Raw genomic sequence first — 20076 nt, forward strand, 5'->3', positions numbered from 1 at the left:
GTGGAGAGATGGCGTTCTACCGGCAGGTCGGGGAAGTTCCACCGAAGCGGCACACGCAGTTCCGGAAACCGGACGGCGGGCTGTACTACGAGGAGCTGATGGGGGAGGAGGGGTTCTCATCGGATTCGTCGTTGCTGTACCACGCCGGCGTACCGTCCGCGATCGTCGATTCCCAGGTGTGGGACCTGCCGGATCTCGCCACCGTCGCGAACCACCCGCTCACGCCGCGGCACCTGAAGCTGCACGACCTGTTCACCGACACGTCGAAGTCGAACGCCGTCGAGGACCGGCGGCTCGTGCTAGGCAACGGTGACGTCCGGATCTCGTACGTCGTGGCCGAGCAGCCGTCGCCGTACTACCGGAACGCGATCGGCGACGAGTGCGTGTACGTCGAGAAGGGCTCGGCGACCGTGGAGACCGTGTTCGGCGTACTGAACGCGGTCCAGGGCGACTACGTGATCATCCCGCGCGCGACCACGCACCGCTGGCTGCCCGGGCCGGAGGGCGTGCACGCGTACGCGATCGAGGGCAACTCGCACATCGCGCCGCCGAAGCGCTACCTGTCCCGGTACGGGCAGTTCCTCGAGCACTCGCCGTACTGCGAACGCGACCTGCACCCGACCACCGAGCCGCTCGTGGTGGAGGGGACCGATGTCGAGGTGCTGGTGAAGCATCGCGGGAACGGCGCCGGCGGGATCGTCGGCAGCCGGATGACGTACGCGACGCACCCGTTCGACGTCGTCGGGTGGGACGGCTGCCTCTACCCGTACACGTTCAACGTGAGCGACTTCGAGCCGATCACCGGGCGGGTGCACCAGCCGCCGCCCGTGCACCAGGTGTTCGAGGGGTACAACTTCGTGGTCTGCAACTTCGTACCGCGGAAGGTCGACTACCACCCGTTGTCGGTGCCGGTGCCGTACTACCACTCGAACGTCGACTCCGACGAGGTGATGTTCTACTGCGGCGGCGACTACGAGGCGCGGAAGGGCTCCGGGATCGGGCTCGGGTCGATCTCGCTGCACCCCGGCGGGTACGCCCACGGCCCGCAGCCGTCGGCGATCGAGGCCTCGCTGGGCGCCGAGCGCTTCGAGGAACTGGCCGTCATGGTCGACACCTTCCGCCCCCTCGAACTCGGCGAGGGCGGTCAAGCCGTTGACGACGGCATCTACGCCTGGACCTGGGCGGGTCGCCGCAAGGGCTGACAGCAAGAACTGGCGGTCTGTGGGATTCTGTCCCCTGTGAGTGAGGACGGGGACACAGCTTCACAGGTTTCAGAGACCATTACTTCAGAGGTCAGTACGTCAGAGGTCGAGCCGGAGGTGCAGATGCCGCCAGGCGATCCGGGGCAGCCGTTCGTGGTCGGGATCGACCGGGACGCCGTGCTGCGCCGGCGCGAGGTGGTGCGGACCGTCGAGCGGCGTGGTTCCTGGGTGACGCTGGCCCTCGGCGCGATCGGGATCGTCGCCGCGATCTACGCGCTGATCGCCTTCCGCGGCTCCGGGATGTGGCCGTTCGCGCTGTTGTTGATCCTGGCAATGATCCCGCTGGTCCTCAGTACGGTTCTGGTCTACCGCGTGCAGGCCGAGCGGGTGGAATGGTACGACGCCAACGAGCTGCCGCCCGTCGCGATGCGGATCTCCTCCAAGGGCCTCGAACTGGCCTGCGACGGCGCGGCGTTCCCCGTCGTGCTGCCGTGGGCGACCGTCCGCGGCTTCACCCAGCACAAGCTGCTCGGCCAGTACATGCTCGACGTGGCCCTGGTCCGCGGCGTCGGCGCGACGACGGCCGGTGTCCGCGGTCTCGACCAGCCGTCCGTCCGCAGCGTCGTCAAGCCGAACCCGCTGCTGCGCCCCACCGGCATGTTCCTGGTCAAGGCCCTCGACCAGCCGGTCCATGTCATCGACGAGGCCATCAAGCACTTCTCCGGCGGCACCGCGGGCGTGCTGCGCTGACCCCCCGACGCTGACCCCCCGACGCTGACCCCCCGACGCTGACCTGCCGACGCTGACCTGCCGAGCTGCAAGGCTCGAGGCATGGATGAGAGCTTCGTGGTAGGCCTGAAGCGCGACGAGATGCTGCGCCGGCGTCGCACCGTCCGCCGGGTGCGGATGATCGGCGGTGGATTCACGCTGCTGCTTTCGGCGCTCGGCCTGGGCCTGTCGATCTCGCTGACGATCCGAATGGGCGACCTGTGGATCGCGGGAGTGCTGATGATCGCCTCTATGCTGTTCCTCTTCGGGAGCAGCCTCGTCCCCTTCCTCCAGTGGGGCAAGCTGAAACGCTGGTACGCCGGCACCGACCTCCCGCCGTACGCCCTGCGGATGACCGCCGCCGCACTCGAACTCGGCGTGGAAGGTGCACCGGCGCCGGTCGTGCTGCCTTGGTCGGCGGTGGTGGGGTTCCGGCGGAAGCGGAAGCTCGGGCAGCCGCTCCTGCAGGTCGTTGTGCAGCCCGGGGTGACCGCCGGCCTGGGCAGGCGGGGCGGCCTCTACAGTGTCGCGTCTCTTGACCAGCCCGTCGAAGCCATCGACCAGGCCCTGCGGTACTTCTCCAACGGTGTTGCGGCGGTGGCTCGTTAGCAGGGCAGCGAGCGGTACGTGTAGCCCTGCTTGGTGAGTTTGGTCAGGGCTCGGTCGAGCGCCGCGACGGTCTGGGAGCGGTTGCCGCCGCCGTCGTGCATCAGGATGATCGCTCCGGGACGAGCCCCGGCCATGATCGCGTGCTCGATGCTGGCGGCGCCGGGCTTCTCCCAGTCCTTCGTGTCGACGTCCCAGAGCACCTGCCGCTGGTGGTAGGCCGCGGCGATCGCCTGGATCTTCGCGTTCGTAGCGCCGGTCGGCGGCCGCAGGCACTTCGACTTCACGCCTGTCGCGATCTCCTGCCGCACCTTCGCGTCGGGCAGCAGGGTCAGCGTCTTGTGGTCCCAGGTGTGGTTGCCGACGGTGTGCCCGGCGGCCCGCTCGGCGGCGATCAGTTCCGGGTACTGCGCGACCTGGATCCCGAGGACGAAGAACGTCGCGTGCGCCTTGTGCTTACGCAGGAGCTGCAGGACCTTCGGGGTCCACTCGTGCTGGGGACCGTCGTCGAAGGTCAGGTAGAGGACCTTCCCGTGCGCGGCCAGGTTCCAGTCGTCGGCGGGCGGCTTGGCGACCTGGTGCTTGGCGGGCTGCGTGGGTTGCTTGGTCGACGACGGTTCGCCGCGCTTGGACGTGACCGGCGTACCCAGAAGTCCCTTGCCGGACGTCGGGGAAACGGGCGGAGCAGCGGAGGTGACGGGGTGGTCGGGCGGCGTGGCGGCTTGGGCGAGGACGGCACCGCAAAGGAGGGCGGCGACCAACGGCAACAGCTTGCCGGGCGGCTTGGTCATAGGGCGCATCTTCTCGCGAGCTTGGGGCCATGCGTTCGCGGGGTGGGGGTGTGTCGGCCGTATCGTGTGCCAACGGGGCCGGAGATCCCGGCCGGAAGACCTGTGAGGCGGGCCGATGACGGACAGCGGTGAGCGGACGAGCATGACACGACGCACGGTGATCGGCGGCGCGGCGGCACTGGCCGCGGCCGGTTTCCAGGCGGTCCCGGCGTACGCCGGTGGCGACCACGGCAGGCCCGGGAAGACCGTCCGGCTGACCGTGATGGGCACGACCGACCTGCACGGCAACGTGTTCAACTGGGACTACTTCAAGAACACCGAGTACGACGACAGCGCGCACAACGACATCGGCCTGGCCAAGATCTCCACGCTGGTCAGCGCGGTCCGGGACCGGATCGCCGCGGACCGGCGCGCGCCGCGCCCGCTCCTGCTGGACGCGGGCGACACCATCCAGGGCACGCCGCTGTCGTACTACTTCGCGAAGATCGAGCCCATCACGGGCGGTCACACGCATCCGATGGCGGCCGCGATGAACCGGATCGGGTACGACGCCGCCGCGCTCGGCAACCACGAGTTCAACTACGGCCTCGACATCCTGCGCAAGTTCCAGCGGCAGCTGCGGTTCCCGCTGCTCGGCGCGAACGCCCAGGACTGGACCACGGGCCTGCCGGTGTTCCCGCCGTACACGCTGAAGCGGGTGCACGTGCCGGGGGAGAAGCCGATCACGGTCGGCATCCTCGGCCTGACCAACCCGGGGATCGCGATCTGGGACAAGGCGAACGTCGAGAACAAGCTGAAGTTCGGCGGCATCGTCGAGCTCGCGAAGATCTGGGCGCCGCGGGTCCGCAAGGCCGGCGCCGACGTCGTGATCGCCTCCGTGCACTCGGGGATGGACCTGTCCTCGTCGTACGGCGACGCGCTGCCGTACCCGGAGAACGCGTCGGTGCTGATGGCCGAGACCGTCCCGGGCATCGACGCCGTCCTGGTCGGCCACGCGCACCTGGAGATCCCCGAGCGGCTCGTCACGAACAAGGCCAGCGGCGAGCAGGTGGTGCTCAGCGAGCCGCTGAAGTGGGGTATGCGGCTGTCGCTGTTCGACCTCGACCTGCAGAAGGTCCGCGGGCAGTGGAAGGTCGTCGGCCGGCACAGTCAGGTGCTGAACGCGAACACCGTCGACGCCGACCCGGACGTCGTGGCGCTGCTGCAGAAGGACCACGACAAGGTCGTCGAGTACGTGAACTCGAAGATCGGCACCTGCACGGAGGCGATGTCCGCGGCGACCGCGCCTTGGGAGGACACTGCCGCGCTGGACTTCGTCAACTTCATCCAGGCCGACGCGGTCTCCAAGGCCCTGGTCGGTACGCCGCAGGCGTCGCTGCCGGTGCTCGCGATCGCGGCGCCGTTCAACCGGGCTGCCGCCATCCCGGCCGGCGATGTCTCGATCCGCGACGTCGCCGGGCTCTACGTCTTCGACAACACGCTGCTCGCGGTGACGATGAGCGGTGCGCAGATCAAGGAGTACCTCGAGTTCTCCGCGCAGTACTTCCAGCAGGTCTACGGGCCGGGGCCCTTTAAATCCGACCAGGTCACCAACGCGCCGACCCCGACCGCGCCGACCGGTACTCCGGACTACAACTACGACATCATGGGCGGTCTATCGAAGCCCCTGACCTACAAGATCGACATCGCCAAGGCGGCCGGAGCGCGCATCACGGACCTGGCGTACGACGGCGTACCGGTGGCCGCCGACCAGCAGTTCGTTGTCGCGGTCAACAACTACCGCCAGTCCGGCGGCGGCAACTTCCCGCATGTCAAGACCGCTCCGGTCGTCTACAACCGCCAGGTCGAGATCCGCCAGCTGATGATCGACTACGTCACCGCCACCGGCGAGGTCAACCCGAACACCTTCCACACCGGCGACTGGTCCCTGACCTCCAACGGGGCGCCGATCACCGTCACCAGCTGACCGCCGAGGTTTGGCCGGAACCGGCGCTGCTCTGGCGGCGGGAGTACTGCTGATCGAGAATTTCTATTCATGGGTGAACAGATCGGCAGGCGCAGGTTCCTCGCCACCGCCACCGCCACCGCGACCGCGACCGGGGCCGCGGTGGCGGCCGGCCCTGGGCTCGCGCTGCCGGCTTCAGCGGCTCAGGCGGCTGATCCCGCGCCGGCGGCTGGGGATGCCGGGTGGGCCGGGTGGTTCGCGCGACCTGAGGCGGCGGTGCGGCCGAAGGTGCGGTGGTGGTGGCCGGACGGGCTCGTCGATCCGGCGCAGATCCGGCGCGAGGTGGATCAGCTGGCGGACGCCGGGTTCGGGGGCGCCGAGATCGCGGCGGTGCACCATTCGATCGAGGACAAGTCGGTGCTGGATCCGGTCGGGCACGGCTGGGGCTCGGCGGCCTGGGCCGCCGGGATCGAGGCGGCGCTCGACCAGGCCGGGCGCCGCGGGCTCGCGATCGACCTGACCATCGGACCGTCCTGGCCGGCCGCCGTACCGACGATCACGCCGGACCATGAGGCGGCGGTCAAGGAACTGCAGTACGGCGTGGTCCAGGTTGTTGCTGGGAGCACCTATTCGGGTCCCGCTCCGGAGCCGGTGACGGCGAGTGACGCCGTACCGAAGCTGCTCAAGGTGGCGGCTTGGCGACTGAATCCGGCGTACACCTCGTCGAACGGGCGCGTCCTCGGCTTCGACATCGACTCGTACGTCGAGCTGGCTGCCGTCGACGGTCTGGTCAGCTGGACCGCGCCCGCCGACGGGACCTGGCTGCTGTTCGCGTTCTGGGAAAGGGGGAGTGGGCAACAACCCGAGTCAGGGCCGCACACCGCGCCCGAGGCGTCTGTGGTCGACCACTTCTCGGCTGCGGGGACCCGGGCGGTGATCGAGTACTGGGAGCGGCATCTGCTCACGCCCGCGACGCGGAGGTTGCTGCGGAAGTCGGGTGGTGCCTTGTTCGAGGACTCCATCGAGTTGGAGACCAGCGGGCTGAACTGGACGCCTGCGTTGCCGGTGGAGTTCGCGAACAGGCGTGGGTACGACGTATGGCCCTACCTGCCGGCGATCGTGCGCAATGACGAGGACCAGGTGTTCCAGAGTGAGCCCGGTACTACCCGGCATGTCCGGCACGACTACTGGTTGACGGTCTCCGAGCTGTTCGGCGAGCACCACCTCTCGGCGCTCACGAGCTGGGCGCATTCGCTCGGGCTGGAGTTCCGGTGTCAGCCCTACGGTTTGGAGACTGACTCGATCGCCGCGGCGGCGATCGTCGACATTCCGGAGGGTGAGTCGCTCGGGTTCCGTAACCTCGACGACTACCGGGCGCTGGCCGGCGGACGAGATCTGGGCGGCCGGAAGGTGTTGTCGTGCGAGGCCGGCGCGTACCAGGGCGGTGCTTATGCGACGACGTGGAAGAAGCTGCTCCTCACCATGGGCGGCGCATATGCGGCGGGCTTGAACCAGACGGTGCTGCACGGGTTCTCGTACTTGTCCGCGCCTGGTGCCGACTGGCCCGGGTTCGCCGCGTTCACGCCGTACGACGGACGGCAGGGGTACTCGGAATCATGGGGCCCACGGCAACCAACCTGGCGGCATGTGCCTGCGGTGACCGGATATCTCGGCCGGATTCATCAGGTGCTGCAGACCGGTACGTCGCGGATCGACGTGGCCGCGTTCCGGCAGAAGGGGTACACGAAGACCGGCATCGGGGTCGGGTGGTTCACCGCGAGTGGTGTGCCGGCCGGTTGGACGCACCAGATGGTGTCGGCTCCGTTGCTGGAACTGGATCGTGCGGTGGTCCGTGACGGTCGGCTCGCACCGGACGGGCCGTCGTACAAGGTCTTGTTCGTGGAGGGCGACCGGTTCGCGGGGAACGAGGCGACGCTGCCGGTGGAGACAGCGCGGACGCTGCTGTCGTTCGCCCGCGCCGGGCTGCCGATCGTCTTCCTCGGCAGCGGCTGGTCGGCGGCGACTGTGCCTGGGGTCGGGGAGAGTGACGTACTGCGCGAGATCCTTGCGGAACTGTTCGCTGAGCCGCGGGTACGAGTGGTCGCAGAACTCACAGAGGTCCCGGTGGTGCTGGCCGAGCTCGGTGTCAGTCCTGACGTGTCGCATCCGACGTCGACGTTGCTCAACCATCGCCGGGTCGAGCAGGGCGTCGACTACTACTACCTGGTCAACGGGAAGCATGCCGAGTCGGTGAAACCTCCGGTGGCGGCGATCGACCATGACGTCACGTTCACGCGGTCGCATCGCAACGGGGTGCCGTTCCGGCTCGATCCGTGGACCGGCTCGGTCGAACCGATTGCGTCGTACGTCGAAGCCGGTGATCGGGTGACGCTGCGGATCACCCTGAAGCCGGGTGCGGCGACGATCATCGCGTTCCGGCCGGGGCGACGGGGCGAGGCGCCGACGACGGGTGCCGCGCTCGCGCCGATTCCGCTCGACGCGTGGCAGCTCGACGTCGAGTCCTACCTGCCCGGACCGACCCCGACCGAGACTCTCATCCATCGCCACCGCGTCTCGCTCGACGCACTCGCTCCCTGGTCGGCGATCCCCGGCCTGGAGGATGTGTCCGGCGTAGGCCGCTACACCACGGTCGTCGACCTCGACACCACGACAGCTCACCTCGACCTGGGAGAGGTCTTCGACACCGCCCAAGTCACCGTCAACGGCCGCCGCCTACCTCCGGTCAACCTTCTCAACCCGGTCGTGGACCTCTCCGGCCACCTCCGCCGCGGCCGGAACACCATCCAGGTAGAGGTCGCCACCACCCTCTTCAACCGTCTCCGCGTGGCGCAGCCCGCCGTGTACTCCGGCAACAGGCAGAACTACGGCCTGCTCGGGCCGGTCCGGCTGATCCCGTACGCCTGACCTTTGCCGTCGAGGTCTTGACCCAGGGAATGGCTAAGTGATTTAGTCAGTTTGTGAGTTACTCAGCTGCGGAAGTGCCGCCCAGCCTGTCCGACCGGTTGACCGAGTCGATCCTCGGGATCATCCGGGACGGCGGCCTGCGGCCCGGTGACGCGATCCCGTCGGCGCGGGAGTTGGCGAAGCGGTTCGCGATCACCACGCCGACGGTGCGGGAGGCGCTGCGGAAACTGGAGGCGACCGGAGCGGTCGAGTTCCGGCACGGTTCCGGGACGTACGTCGGTCCGACGATCAACAACGTCGTACTGGCGAATCCGCACCGGCCGCCGATCACGAAGGACTCGGTGCTGCAGCTGATCAGCGCGCGCCTCGTGATCGAGCCGGCCGTCGCGGCGCAGTCGGCCCTGGCGCGCCGGGCCGAGAACCTGGAACGTCTAGAGGCCGCGGTCACCAACGCACTCGTCCCGCCGGGTGGTCCGGCGTTCGCTCTGAACTTCCACGTCGAGCTCGCGGCTGCGTCCGGGAACCCTTTGCTGCAAGAGGTTCTGGCATCGCTGCTGAAGGTTCGCGTCCGCGAGCAGCAGCAGATCCGCGCGCTGTACGACAACCGCGGACGCGACCACGAGGAGCACCAAGCGATCGTCGAGGCCGTACGCGCGCAGGACGCCGTACAGGCCGAGCGGCTGACCCGCGAACACCTGGACAACATCCGCCGCGCCGTCGAGTCGTCGCCGGAGCTGTCATGAAGCTTGCCGAGATGACGACCGATGAGGCGCAGGCCGCCGTGCATCGGTCCCCGCTGGTGATCGTTCCGGTCGGCGCGCAGGAACAGCACGGCGGCGGGATGGCGATGTCCACCGACACCGTCCGCGCCGTCGGCGTCGCCGAGCGGGTCGCGGAACGGCTGGCCGGCCGCGCGGTGATCGCCCCGGCCGTCCCGTACGGCGTCTCGCCGCACCACATGGCCTTCGCCGGGACGATGACGTTGTCACCGGCAACGTTCATGCAAGTTCTCCGGGACCTGGTGTCCAGCCTGCACGAGCACGGCTGGCGGCAGTTCCTGGTGATCACCGGGCACGGAGGGAACAACGCAGCCCTGTCCGTGCTCGCACAGGAGTACGTCCGCAGCGACCTGACGTTCGCGTGGACCCCGCTCACGTCCGTCGTATCGGACCTGATCACAGGAGTCAGCGAGGTGCACGGTCACGCCGGCGAGGCGGAGACCGCGCAGATGCTGTACCTGGCACCGGACCTGGTTCAGGCAGACCGCCTGGAACCCGGCGCCACCACGCTCGACGAGCTGACCACCACAGCCCGGCTCTCCCGGCAGTCGCGCGGACCGCGGCTGTCCGTCGGGTTCGACGCGTACCACAAGCGTGGCGTGCTGGGTGATCCCCGCCGCGCCACAGCCGAGGACGGCCGGCTCCTCGTGGAGACCGCCGCCGACCGGATCGCCGCCTTCGCCGACGACTTGCTGTCGGCCTGACGCTGCACCCCAGAACACACTGGACCTTCGCTCAGGGAGGTCCAGGCGCGAGCCTGCCCGCCTGCAGGCCGCATGCCCCCGAGGAGGCCCCTGATGAACCTCACACGTCCCAAACTCCCCCGTCGTACCGCCCGCCGGGTCGGTGCACTGCTAGGAGCGGCGGCTCTGGTGACCGCCGCCACCACGTTGCCCACAGCAACCGCAGTCCGCGCCCACAGTGCCGGCTGCGGCAAGCAGGCCGCACCGAGCGGCGACTACACCGTCACCAGCGGCGGCCTCACGCGGACCTATCGCCTGCACGTGCCGGACAACTACCAGAGTTCCAAGGCCAAGCGACTCATCCTCGTCTACCACGGCCGCGGCAAGACCGGCGCCCAGACCGAGGCGTTCTCCGACCTGTCGAAGCTCGACGCGATCGTTGCCTATCCCAACGGTGTGATCGGCGACGAGGACAAGCAGGCCTGGCAGGGCGCGCCGTACTCCGCCAAGGGCGTCGACGACGTGAAGTTCACCGAGGACCTGCTCGACCAGCTGGAGGCGTCGTACTGCGTCGACACGGACGCCGTTTACGCCACCGGCAAGTCCAACGGAGCCGGCTTCACCGGGATCCTCGCCTGCCGCCTCGCCGACCGGATCGCGGCGATCGCCCCGGTCTCCGGCGCGTTCTACATCGAGGGCACGCACTGCGCGCCGAGCCGCCCGGTCCCGGTGCTCGACATCCACGGCACCGGCGACACCACGATCCCGTACGGCGGTGACGGTCAGCGCGACCTGCCCGACGTACAGACCTGGGTCCGGGACTGGACCGTCCGCGACCACTGCAATCCGGACCCGAAGACTTCGCAGCTCGGCGACGACGTCCTGAAGTTCACGTACAAGGGCTGCAAGGCCGACGTCGTGCACATCGCAGTCACCGACGGCGGGCACAGCTGGCCGGGATCGGACGCGACGTCCGGTCCGGGCTACGTGACCCAGACGTTCGAGGCGCACGAGCTCATCGGCGCGTTCTTCAAGGCGCACACGTTATGAGTACGGCGACCGACACGAGGGAGCTGCCGCGCCTGGTCAGGGCGATGGCGGTCATCGAGCGAATCGGGAACGCGCTGCCGCACCCGTTCTGGCTGTTCTGGATCCTGTCGGCGATCCTGGCCGTGGTCAGCGCGATCCTGTCCGCACTGGACGTCTCCGTGCTCTCGCCGAAGGACGGCAAGGAGGTCGCCGTCCAGAACCTGCTGTCCGGCGACGGCCTGCAGATGGCCGTGTCGACGGCGATCTCGAACTTCGCCGAGTTCCCGCCGATGGCCACGATCGTGGTCGTCATCATGGGCGTCGCACTCGCCGAGCGGACCGGGTTCCTGCAGGTGCTGATGCGGGTCAGCGTGTCCCGCGTACCGCAGTCGATGGTGGTATTCGCGGTCGCGTTCGCCGGCACGATGGCCCACGTCGCGTCGGCCGCGGCGTACATCATCCTGGTGCCGCTCGGCGGGCTCGCGTTCCGCGCGGTCGGCCGGTCGCCGATCCTCGGCATCGTGGTCGCGTACACCGCGATCGCGTCCGGGTACGACGCCAGCCCGATCCCGACCCCGAACGACGCGATCTTCGCGGGCATCACCACGGCCGCCGCTCGCACCGTGGATCCGGATGCTCATGTCTCCGTACTGTCGAACTGGTTCTTCAACATCGCGTCGTCGATCCTGCTGGCGCTGGTGATCACGCTGGTCACCCGGTTGGTGCTGAGCAAGCGGACCGACCTCGACGCCGATCCCGACGCACCGGGCGACGACGCGGATCAACTGGCCGTATCGGTTGCCGAGCGCAAGGGTCTGCGCCGGGCCGGAATCGTGTTCCTGGTCGCGGCTCTTGCGATCGTCGCAGTCCTGGTGCCGCACGGATCCCCGTTGCGCGGTAAGGACGGCAGCATCGTCGACTCACCGTTCCTGGACGGCATCGCGCTGGTGGTCGCCGTCCTCTTCGGCCTGGTCGGCATCACGTACGGCGTGACCGTTCGCGCGATCGAGCGTGCCGCCGACGTACCGAAGCTGATGGCCGAAGGCATCAAGCAGATGGCGCCGGTACTGGTCCTGTTCTTCGCGATCGCGCAGTTCCTCGCGTACTTCGACTGGAGCAACATCGGCGACCTGCTGTCGGCGGAGTCGGCCCGCGTACTCGGTGACCTCGGCGCGCCGAAGGTGGTGATCTTCCTCGGCATCCTCGCGCTCCTGACAGTGATCAACGTCCTGGTCACAAGCGGCTCCGCAATGTGGTCCCTGACCGCACCGATCCTGGTCCCGATGATGCTCCTACTGAGCGTCCCAGCCGAAACCACCCAGGCCCTCTTCCGAATCGCCGACTCAGGCTCAACAGCCATCACCCCCATGAGCCCCTACTTCGTAATGGCCCTCGGCTTCCTCCAGCGCTACCGAAAAGACGCCGGCGTAGGCACACTCGCGTCGTACACAGTCCCCCTAGCAGTCTCAATGACCATCGCCTGGACCCTCCTCTTCCTAGCCTGGTGGGCCCTAGGAATCCCCCTAGGCCCAGGCGCACCGGTGAGATAAGAGGACTGGATGGGTGGGATGGGATGAAGTCAACCCCACGCGGTGCTACGCACGGCTCCTCCGTCGCCGCACTACGCGCCGCTCCCACCCACCCCCGGCTAGCGCCGGAGCACTAGTTTCCGGCTACCGCCGGCGACCTGCGGCTCCCGCCGCGGGCAACCGCACCGCCACCTCGCCAACATGTACTGGCAAGCCGGCCCCAGCTGGATCCCGGCGTCTCAACACGAGCGCGCCGAACTCTGCACGACTTGTCCGAACAGCTGAGCCCCATCCGAGTCACGTCGACCGGCTGGGGCTTGCTGTTCCATCCCGGAGGGCGCGGAGCCTTACGCCGACAGACGTACAGACCGCGCGCTGTGCGACTCTGACCTGCGAGACGGCTTTCATTGCGTCGACTTCGGTATGCCCGGAAGCGGACAGCCTGGCGAGTCGCCAACCGTCCGGAAGCGCCAGTTGGTGCGGAGGACCGGGGCCTATGACCACGACCCATCCCTACTTCTCGACTGGCTCTACGACTTCCAACCGCACCGACCGGGCGGTTTGGGGGTGTCGAGACGAACACGTGGACGCCCACCTCAACAAGTTGTTGAGAACCGTGGCGCGCGTTGGGGGCATGCATGCACGGGTGCCGCTAGCCGCGCCGACGTCCAGGTGTGCGCACGTCAGGGCCAGCCACGGTACGGGAAGATGCTCGCGACGCCGAGGTGCTCGATCGCTACCTCGGGATGTACAACCTGTCGTGGGCTGCGGTCTGAGCACAGCGCCGATGCTGTCGCGTCGAATGGCATCCACTGATCGGGTCCGAGCCCTGGGGTGACGACCGGTCGGTATCGTTGCGGATCACGGTAGCGTGGTTTCGCTGGCCGGAGCCAAGCGTTCTGCTGAGGGGGACTCGTGGCAGGTGATACACGTACGACTGAGGCCATGGCGGAGTCGCGGCCGTCAGCCCAGCCGGCAACAGACCTGGTCGACAACCTGATCAAGGACCGTAAGCTCACGGAGGCCCGGAAGGTCGCCGACAGCCTGACATCCAATGAAGGCACACGGCAGATTGGTCTGCTGTCTTTGGCGCGTATCGCCCAACAGGAGAAGGCGTTCGGGGATGCGCTCTTATACGTCGAGCAAGCCTTTGATCTCAATCACGACGACGTGCAGACGGCGGCCAAGTACCTAGACCTACTCTTCTGGGTGGGGAACTACCGTCTTGCCCTCAGCGTCTACTCCTCGCTGCGCGACATCATTAGAGATGATCCAAGAATTCAGGCTGAGATTCACTATATCTATTCCGCTATGGGCTGGTCGGCCCACGCGCGAAGGGCCGACGCCAATGTACCAAGAAATCACGCGGATAAGCCAACTGATTCGCGCCCCGTGCAGATCAGGGACGCAGCATTGCGTGCTACTGTCGATAGGCTTCGGCTTAAACTGGAGAGCAAAGAAGCTGAAGGTTTCGCGCTCCAGATAGAAGATCTTTGGATCGTTGATCAACTCGTCTTCCGCAATCGAGCTCAAACCTACCGAACCTCTGCGGAACTAGATGCCTCTGCACTGTCCTACACTAGCATGGTTGTGCGTCGGCAGGTCTGGATACTCCTTCTCCGCTGGGCCTATCTGGGCATTTCTGTCTCTGCGATTATCCTAGGGACGCTACTACTCACCGAAGGAATACACCCACTACTTCGAATTTCCGTCGGGGGAGCTACGGCGGCCGCCGTTGTTGCTTCTGTCTCAGCGATATACAGATATGGCAAGTCGTATTTTCCGCAGGAGCTATTCGCCAGCCTGCTCGGGTTCGGCGCGATCGTTGGCGGTGTCGCTGGCCTGCGCTTCCTGAGTCCTGATAACGAGTGGTTTCGCATACTCGCACTGGGGGTAGGCGCGGGCGGGGTTTTGGCTGCTACGGCTGGAATTGCAGAGTTCGCCAGCCGCCTGTACTTTCGGATCTGGTTTCAGCGACACAGGCGCCAGTATGCCCGGGCTAATGTGATTGGAGCGCTGGCAACGCTGCTCGTCGAAATGAGAAGCATTGAGAAGCAGAACGATCCAGTCGAACGCGGTTCGTGGATCAGAGGGCTCGAATACGTAGCGGGGTTGCTTGAACAAGAAGTGCCGCGCCAAGCAGCCCATGAGGATCCTTCTGTGCAGGATTGGCTCTCTGAGTGGCTTGCTGGCGTAGCGGAGTCGACACGGCATATGAAGCGCTCCATAGTTGCACCCGCGGGCAGGAGCTGGGAGCGAATGGCGCGGACGTTGCATCATCAGCTCTCCGCCATCGCAACCGAAAACTGGTGCGCAGCCAAGTATCAGATACCAAGAACTAAGTTGGCACTTAGCTGGAAAGACCGCGCGCGAGCGGTTGGAAAGTTCGTCATCGTGACCGCCTTGCCGGGCATTGGATATATCGTGATCGCTCCTGTCTTCGGCGACTCGAACTCAATTCAGCGCGGCGCTCTGCTAAGCCTTGCCTGGGGCCTGATTTCGGCCCTCTTGATCTTGGATCCCGCCGCCAAAGAGAAGACCGCAATCATGCGAGACCTATCAGGTGCCTGGGGCCAGGCCCCTGAGCGAAAGCCCGAAAATACTGGAGCAGACAACCCCGCCGGACGCCCGACGATTCTGTGATCCACGGCCCACAACCGCCCGGTGCCGTGGCCGTTGACGCAGAACTCCGGCTTCCACCTAAGCGCGTTCATCCACGCGGCCAACGCCACAGATTTATAGCCCAGACTGCAACCTCCGTTCTGACCAGGCAATAGGCCGGTGCGGGACGGCGCCAGGGCACGGGCAGGGCATGACGCGACGCGCACCCGCCGAAGGCGGCGGCAAGCAGCCGCCGCGTAGCGCGTCCTTTGTTCTTCGGCTCTCCCGGTCCGCGGCGCCGCAACAGTTCTCGTTGGTGCGAGACGCGCATCCCGCCGAAGGCGGCAACAAGGTGGCCGCCGCGTAGCGGTGTCCTTTCGGCGGGAGGTGGTTAGGTCAGGGTTACGCCGGCGGTGCGGAGGTCGGTTAGGGCTTGGGTGGTGGTGGGTTCTGCTACGCCGGCGGTTAGGGCGGTTAGGACTGTGGTGGTGAAGCCTTCTTGGTGGGCGTCTAGGGCGGTGGCTCGGACGCAGTAGTCGGTGGCTATGCCGCAGATGTCTACGTTGGTCACGCCTTTGGCGCGTAGCCAGTCGGCTAGGGTTTGGCCGCCCTCGTGGGACTTGCCTTCGAAGCCGGAGTAGGCGGCGGCGTACTCGCCCTTGTCGAAGATTGCGTCGAAGGGCTGCGGGTCCAGGTTCGGGTGGAAGCTGACGCCGTCGGTGCCGGCCACGCAGTGCCGCGGCCAGGAGTTCACGAAGTCGGGTTCCCTGGAGAAGTGGTCGCCCGGGTCGATGTGGTGGTCCCGGGTGGCCACGACGTACGCGTACTGCCGGTCGTCCGGCTCGGCCTCGTGCCACTTGTGCAGCAGTTCACCGATCCGGAACGCGACGTCGGCGCCACCGGCGACGGCCAGGCTCCCGCCCTCGCAGAAGTCGTTCTGCACATCAACCACGATCAGTGCCCGGGCCATCGCGACGCTCCTTTTCCGGAGTACTCCCTGAGCCCACCGTACAAGCGCCGCCATCAACAACGCTGCATTAAGACGGCATCAGATTGCCACCGGTGATGCGGAGGAGCTGGCCTTGGACTGCCTTGGTTCGGGGGGAGGTGAGGAACAGGATCGCGTCGGCGAGTTCGGAGACGTCGGGCAGGTGCCGCGCGGTGAATTCGGCCGTGATCTTGTCCAGGGCCGGGCGGGGGATGATCCGGTGCTCGCCGTTCTCCAGCGTGATGCCGGGGAGGACGACGTTCACGAGTACGCCGTCCGCGCCGAGATCGTGCTGCAGGCTCGCGGCCAGGCCGTGCAGCCCGGCCTTCGCGGCGCCGTACGCCCAGGCTCCGCCGCCCATGCCACGCTCCGCGAGGTCCGTCGAGACCAGCACCAGCCGCCCGTGCTCGGACCGCCGGAGCGCCGGTGCCACCTGCTGTGCGAGGTGCATGTTTCCCTCGAGATTCGCGCGCACGATCGCGGTCCACCACTCCGGCGCGGCGTCCTCGATCTTCGCGGTCCGCCCGTCGTGCCCTCCCCAGTCGACCGCGTTCGCGACCACGGCGTCCAGCCCGCCCCAGTGCTCCACCGTCGCCGCGACGGCGGCCGCGATCGTGTCCGGCGTGCTGAGATCCAGCTGGACGACGTACGCCGTACCACCGGCCTCCTCGATCTCCTCCGCGACAGCCTCGGCCGCGTCCTTCTGCGAGTTGTAGGTGATCGCGACCCGGGCCCCTTCCCGCCCGTAAGCGATCGCGGTGGCCCGCCCGATCCCGGACGACCCACCCGTCACCAGCACCGCAGCATCCTTCAAACCCAGGTCCATGACCCGTCCTCCAGCTATATTGTTAGTCGGCTAAGAAGAAAACTTAGCCGACTAACAAATGCCTCGCAAGCCGGGTCAGTTGATCGGGCGGCCGGTGAGGTGAGCGAGTTCGGTGAAGAAGGCTCGGTAGACGGGCTCGTCGGACATGGGGATCTCGACGGTGGCCAGTGAGTAGACGCTGGTCATGAGGCGACCGTAGATCGGTTCGTCCGGGTCCTGGATGTGGGAGAAGTGCAGCAGCATCGCGCGCCTGCGGACCTGGACGTGGACTCTGACCCAATCCAGCGGCGTCCGGTAGCAGGCGACGACGTTCCTTCGCTGGAACAGCTCGAAGATGCCGCGATCGACCCGTACCTGCACGTCGGCGTGCTCGAAGACGATCGGTTCGGTCATTTGAGCCCCGAGTGGGCGAGGCCCTCGACGAACTGGCGTTGGGCGATGACGAAGACGATCAGGACCGGGAGGACGGTCATGGTGGCGGCGGCGAGTTGCGTGTTCCACATGTCGGCGCCGTACGCGTCCGTGAAGCGGGTGAGGGCTTGCGGCAGGGTGAACAGCTCCGGTGACGTGAGATAGACGGTGGGTTCGAGGTAGAGGTTCCACGAGGCGAGGAAGGTCAGGATCGCGACCGCGGACAGCGCCGGCCGGGCGAGCGGCAGGCAGATCCGCCACCAGATCCCGGGGCGGCCGAGGCCGTCGAGCCGGCCGGCTTCCTCCAGTTCGGCGGGCAGGGCGATGAAGAACTGCCGCATGATGAAGCTCGCCAGAACGCACGGTGCGCCGAACGCCGTGACCAGGATCAGCGGCCAGTGCGTGTTGATCATCCCGGCCCGTTTGAACACCTGGAACAGCGGGACGATCGTCACCTCGCTCGGCACCAGCAGGCCCGTCAGCACCACCAGGAACAGGGCGTTGGCGCCAGGAAACCGGATCCGGGCGAACGCGTACCCGGCCATGCTCGAGACCAGCAGCGTGATCAGCGTGACCAGTACGGCGATGTAGACGCTGTTCAGGTACTGCCGGGCGAACGGCTGGAACGTGAACGCTTCGCCGTACGCCGCCAACGTCGGATGTTCGGTCCACAGCGACGGCGGCGCCTTGAAGATCTCGGGCAGTGGCTTGATCGACGCCGCGACCATCCAGATCGTCGGCACCGCGAACGGGATCGCGAGTACGGCGAGCGCTGCCACCAGCAGCGCCCGTCGGAGCAAGGAGGTTCTACTGCTCCCCTTATTGTTCATGGAACACCCATTTCCGGCGCAGCTGCCATTGCAGCAGCGTCAGCACCATCACGAAGCTCAACAGCATCAGCGCGAGCGTCGACCCGTAGCCGATGTCGTTGAACTCGAAGGCCTGCTGGAACACGTAGTACACGAGCACGGTGGTGCTCAGCTCCGGACCGCCACCGGTGAGTACGGCGATCTGCGCGAACGACTGCAGCGCGCCGACGACGGTGATGATCGCGGTCAGCAGCACCGTCGGCGAGATCAGCGGGAGTGTGATCCGGGTGAAGATCGACCGGCTATGCGCGCCGTCGATCCGGGCGGCTTCGTACAGCTCCGACGGCACGCCCTGCAACGCCGCCAGGAACAGCACCATGTTCACGCCGACGCTGCGGACGACCTGGCTGACGATCACCGAAAGCATCGCGGTGTCGCCGTGCTGCAGCCAGTTCGGCCCGTCCACGCCGATCGCGTGCAGCAGTCCGTTGATGCCGCCGTTGTCCTGCAACAGGAAGCCCCAGACCAGGGTCCACGCCACCACGGACACGACGACCGGCGAGAAGAACAAGGTGCGGAAGAACGTCGCGCCGCGGAACCGCCGGTTCAGCAGTACGGCGATCAGCAGGCCGAGCGTGATGTTCAGGACCACGACGCCGCCGGAGAACACGACCGTTGCCAGCAGCACCTTTGGCAACTGCGGGTCGGAGGCCAGCGCGGCGTAGTGGTCCGCGCCGACGAAGACCTGCTTTCCGGTGAAGACGTTCCACTTGTTCAGGCTGTACCAGATCGCCAGGCCGACCGGGATCAGCACGAACAGGAGGACGCCGGCGAGCTGTGGCGCGATGAAGAGGTACCCGGTCAGCACATCTCGCCGGCGTGTGGTCCAGTAGCGCATCACTTGGCCAGGATGGGATCGATCGCGGTGCAGACCGACTTCAGGACGGCCGGGATGTCGGCGTCGGCCTTCCACAGTGCGTCCAGCGCGGTCTTGCCCTTCTGGGCGATCTCGGCCGGGCTGGTGTGGTTGGGCAGCGTGACGGCGTTCGGCAGTTGGTCGACCACGACCTCCTGCAGCTGGGCCGCGGTCAGTTTCTTGTTGTTCTCGGCAAGCTTCGCGCCGGTGAGCAGCGACTTCCGGGGCGGCGGGAAGAACTGCGCCAGCTTCGCCGCGTTCGCCGGATTCGTCAGGTAGGCAAGGAAGTCCGTCGCCTGGTCAGGATGCTTGCTCGCGGCAAGGACACCGACACCGGCCTGGCCGAGTACGGCGTACTTGCCGGACGGCCCCGCCGGGAGCGGGTACAGGCCGAACTTGAAGGACCCGGTGAGCAACGACGCGCGGGAGACCTGGGCGACGGTGAAGGCGGCGTCACCGGCGAAGAAGTCGGCCTTCGTGCCGGGGCCGGGCATCGCGCTGGTCTTGAAGGCGGCGTCGTGCAGGAACGTGAACGCTCGCTGCATCTCCGGGCTGTCGAACGTGCAGGTCTTGCCGTCGGCGCTCCACGCCGAGCCGCCGAAGCCGGTCCAGACCGTGGCCAGGGTGTTCCAGGACTTGTAGTCGAAGTCCCGGACCACGAAGCCCGCCTTGCCGGTCTTGGCATGTACGGCGGCGCCCGCGGCGGCGACCTGGTCCCAGGTGAGCGTCTTCGGGTCGATCTTCTGACCGGCCTTCGCCAGGAGGTCGGTGTTCACGTAGAGGGCGAACGGCGAGTTCGAGAACGGGTAGGCGTACAGCTTGCCGTCGCGGCTGAACTCCTTGGTCGCGCTGTCCACCAGGTCGTCGTACTGCCAGCCGTCGGTCGCCTTCAGCTTGTCGGTCAGGCCGACCAGCGCGTCGGAGGCCATCAGATCCTTGGACAGGTCGCCCATCCAGGCGAGGTCGGGCGCGTTGCCGCCGGCGATCTGCGTCGTCAGGGTGGTGTTGTAGTCGGCGAACGGCAGGCTCTCGAACGTGATCGAGCTGACGGCGGGGTGGTCGGCGCGGTAGGCGTCGCCGATCGCGTTGAACAGCTTGAGCTGGTCCTCGTTCGAGGTCCAGACCGTCATCCGCAGCTTGACGTCGGTGGCCTTCGACCCCTCCGCCCCGGTGTCCGATGCGCCGCACGCGGCAGTCAGTGTCGCCGCCGTGGTCAGCGCGAGGGCGCCGAGCAGCTTCCTTGCAGTGATCATGATGTGGTCCTTAGT

The 20076-nt window shown here is 67.1% G+C and carries 18 protein-coding genes; 11 read left to right on the forward strand and 7 right to left on the reverse strand.

Translation table 11 applies throughout. From position 1 onward, the window contains the following. Positions 1 to 8: 8 nt before the first annotated feature. The 3 genes from OHB24_RS21920 to OHB24_RS21930 all read left to right on the forward strand — a co-directional run bounded on the left by OHB24_RS21920 (position 9) and on the right by OHB24_RS21930 (position 2579). Positions 9 to 1202, forward strand: coding sequence for a homogentisate 1,2-dioxygenase (locus OHB24_RS21920; RefSeq protein WP_327640956.1), 1194 nt, complete (start codon positions 9 to 11; stop codon positions 1200 to 1202). Positions 1203 to 1238: 36 nt separating this feature from the next. Then, on the forward strand, positions 1239 to 1952 hold the full coding sequence (locus OHB24_RS21925; RefSeq protein WP_327640957.1) for a hypothetical protein: 714 nt from the start codon (positions 1239 to 1241) through the stop codon (positions 1950 to 1952). Between the two features lie 81 nt (positions 1953 to 2033). Beyond that, entirely contained in the window at positions 2034 to 2579 is a 546-nt protein-coding gene (locus OHB24_RS21930) for a hypothetical protein (RefSeq protein WP_327640958.1), read from the forward strand. Here the strand turns inward: OHB24_RS21930 and OHB24_RS21935 are convergent. Next, positions 2576 to 3367: a polysaccharide deacetylase family protein gene (locus tag OHB24_RS21935; protein ID WP_327640959.1), complete on the reverse strand. Its 792-nt coding sequence runs from the start codon at positions 3365 to 3367 to the stop codon at positions 2576 to 2578. The two genes, OHB24_RS21930 and OHB24_RS21935, sit on opposite strands and share 4 nt — an antisense overlap. A 142-nt stretch (positions 3368 to 3509) precedes the next feature. Between OHB24_RS21935 and OHB24_RS21940 the strand changes: the two genes are divergently transcribed. From OHB24_RS21940 to OHB24_RS21975, 8 genes are all read left to right on the forward strand, one after another. Continuing rightward, a complete protein-coding gene (locus OHB24_RS21940) occupies positions 3510 to 5333 on the forward strand; it encodes a bifunctional metallophosphatase/5'-nucleotidase (RefSeq protein ID WP_327640960.1) in 1824 nt (607 codons plus the stop codon). A gap of 69 nt (positions 5334 to 5402) precedes the next feature. Next, positions 5403 to 8237, forward strand: coding sequence for a glycosyl hydrolase (locus tag OHB24_RS21945; protein WP_327640961.1), 2835 nt, complete (start codon positions 5403 to 5405; stop codon positions 8235 to 8237). A gap of 53 nt (positions 8238 to 8290) precedes the next feature. Further along, positions 8291 to 8980 (forward strand): FadR/GntR family transcriptional regulator, encoded by a 690-nt coding sequence (locus OHB24_RS21950; protein WP_327640962.1) that lies wholly within the window; start codon positions 8291 to 8293, stop codon positions 8978 to 8980. Beyond that, entirely contained in the window at positions 8977 to 9720 is a 744-nt protein-coding gene (locus tag OHB24_RS21955; protein ID WP_327640963.1) for a creatininase family protein, read from the forward strand. The genes OHB24_RS21950 and OHB24_RS21955 overlap by 4 nt, the downstream gene beginning before the upstream one ends. 93 nt (positions 9721 to 9813) lie before the next feature. Further along, the gene (locus OHB24_RS21960) at positions 9814 to 10749 is read left to right on the forward strand and encodes an alpha/beta hydrolase family esterase (RefSeq protein WP_327640964.1); all 936 of its coding nucleotides are present in this window, start codon (positions 9814 to 9816) and stop codon (positions 10747 to 10749) included. Beyond that, positions 10746 to 12278, forward strand: coding sequence for an AbgT family transporter (locus OHB24_RS21965; protein WP_327640965.1), 1533 nt, complete (start codon positions 10746 to 10748; stop codon positions 12276 to 12278). Before OHB24_RS21960 ends, OHB24_RS21965 begins: the two co-directional genes overlap by 4 nt. A gap of 924 nt (positions 12279 to 13202) precedes the next feature. Beyond that, positions 13203 to 14900 (forward strand): hypothetical protein, encoded by a 1698-nt coding sequence (locus OHB24_RS21970; protein WP_327640966.1) that lies wholly within the window; start codon positions 13203 to 13205, stop codon positions 14898 to 14900. Positions 14901 to 15069: 169 nt separating this feature from the next. After that, the gene (locus OHB24_RS21975; protein WP_327640967.1) at positions 15070 to 15225 is read left to right on the forward strand and encodes a hypothetical protein; all 156 of its coding nucleotides are present in this window, start codon (positions 15070 to 15072) and stop codon (positions 15223 to 15225) included. 24 nt (positions 15226 to 15249) lie between these two features. Here OHB24_RS21975 and OHB24_RS21980 read toward each other — a convergent pair whose 3' ends face one another. The 6 genes from OHB24_RS21980 to OHB24_RS22005 form a co-directional block, all read right to left on the reverse strand. Then, positions 15250 to 15828, reverse strand: coding sequence for an isochorismatase family protein (locus OHB24_RS21980; protein WP_327640968.1), 579 nt, complete (start codon positions 15826 to 15828; stop codon positions 15250 to 15252). Between the two features lie 67 nt (positions 15829 to 15895). After that, positions 15896 to 16672, reverse strand: a complete 777-nt coding sequence (locus tag OHB24_RS21985) for an SDR family NAD(P)-dependent oxidoreductase (protein WP_327640969.1) — start codon at positions 16670 to 16672, stop codon at positions 15896 to 15898. Between the two features lie 75 nt (positions 16673 to 16747). Further along, positions 16748 to 17065 carry a hypothetical protein gene (locus OHB24_RS21990; RefSeq protein WP_327640970.1) on the reverse strand — a complete coding sequence of 106 codons (318 nt, stop codon included), beginning with the start codon at positions 17063 to 17065 and terminating at the stop codon, positions 16748 to 16750. Further along, positions 17062 to 17913 carry a carbohydrate ABC transporter permease gene (locus tag OHB24_RS21995; protein ID WP_327640971.1) on the reverse strand — a complete coding sequence of 284 codons (852 nt, stop codon included), beginning with the start codon at positions 17911 to 17913 and terminating at the stop codon, positions 17062 to 17064. Before OHB24_RS21995 ends, OHB24_RS21990 begins: the two co-directional genes overlap by 4 nt. Next, positions 17903 to 18790, reverse strand: coding sequence for a carbohydrate ABC transporter permease (locus tag OHB24_RS22000; RefSeq protein WP_327641085.1), 888 nt, complete (start codon positions 18788 to 18790; stop codon positions 17903 to 17905). Before OHB24_RS22000 ends, OHB24_RS21995 begins: the two co-directional genes overlap by 11 nt. After that, on the reverse strand, positions 18790 to 20061 hold the full coding sequence (locus OHB24_RS22005; protein ID WP_327640972.1) for an ABC transporter substrate-binding protein: 1272 nt from the start codon (positions 20059 to 20061) through the stop codon (positions 18790 to 18792). The genes OHB24_RS22000 and OHB24_RS22005 overlap by 1 nt, the downstream gene beginning before the upstream one ends. Between the last annotated feature and the right edge of the window lie 15 nt (positions 20062 to 20076).

Origin of the sequence: Kribbella sp. NBC_00482 (assembly GCF_036013725.1) — a bacterium.
Classification (GTDB): Bacteria; Actinomycetota; Actinomycetes; order Propionibacteriales; family Kribbellaceae; genus Kribbella.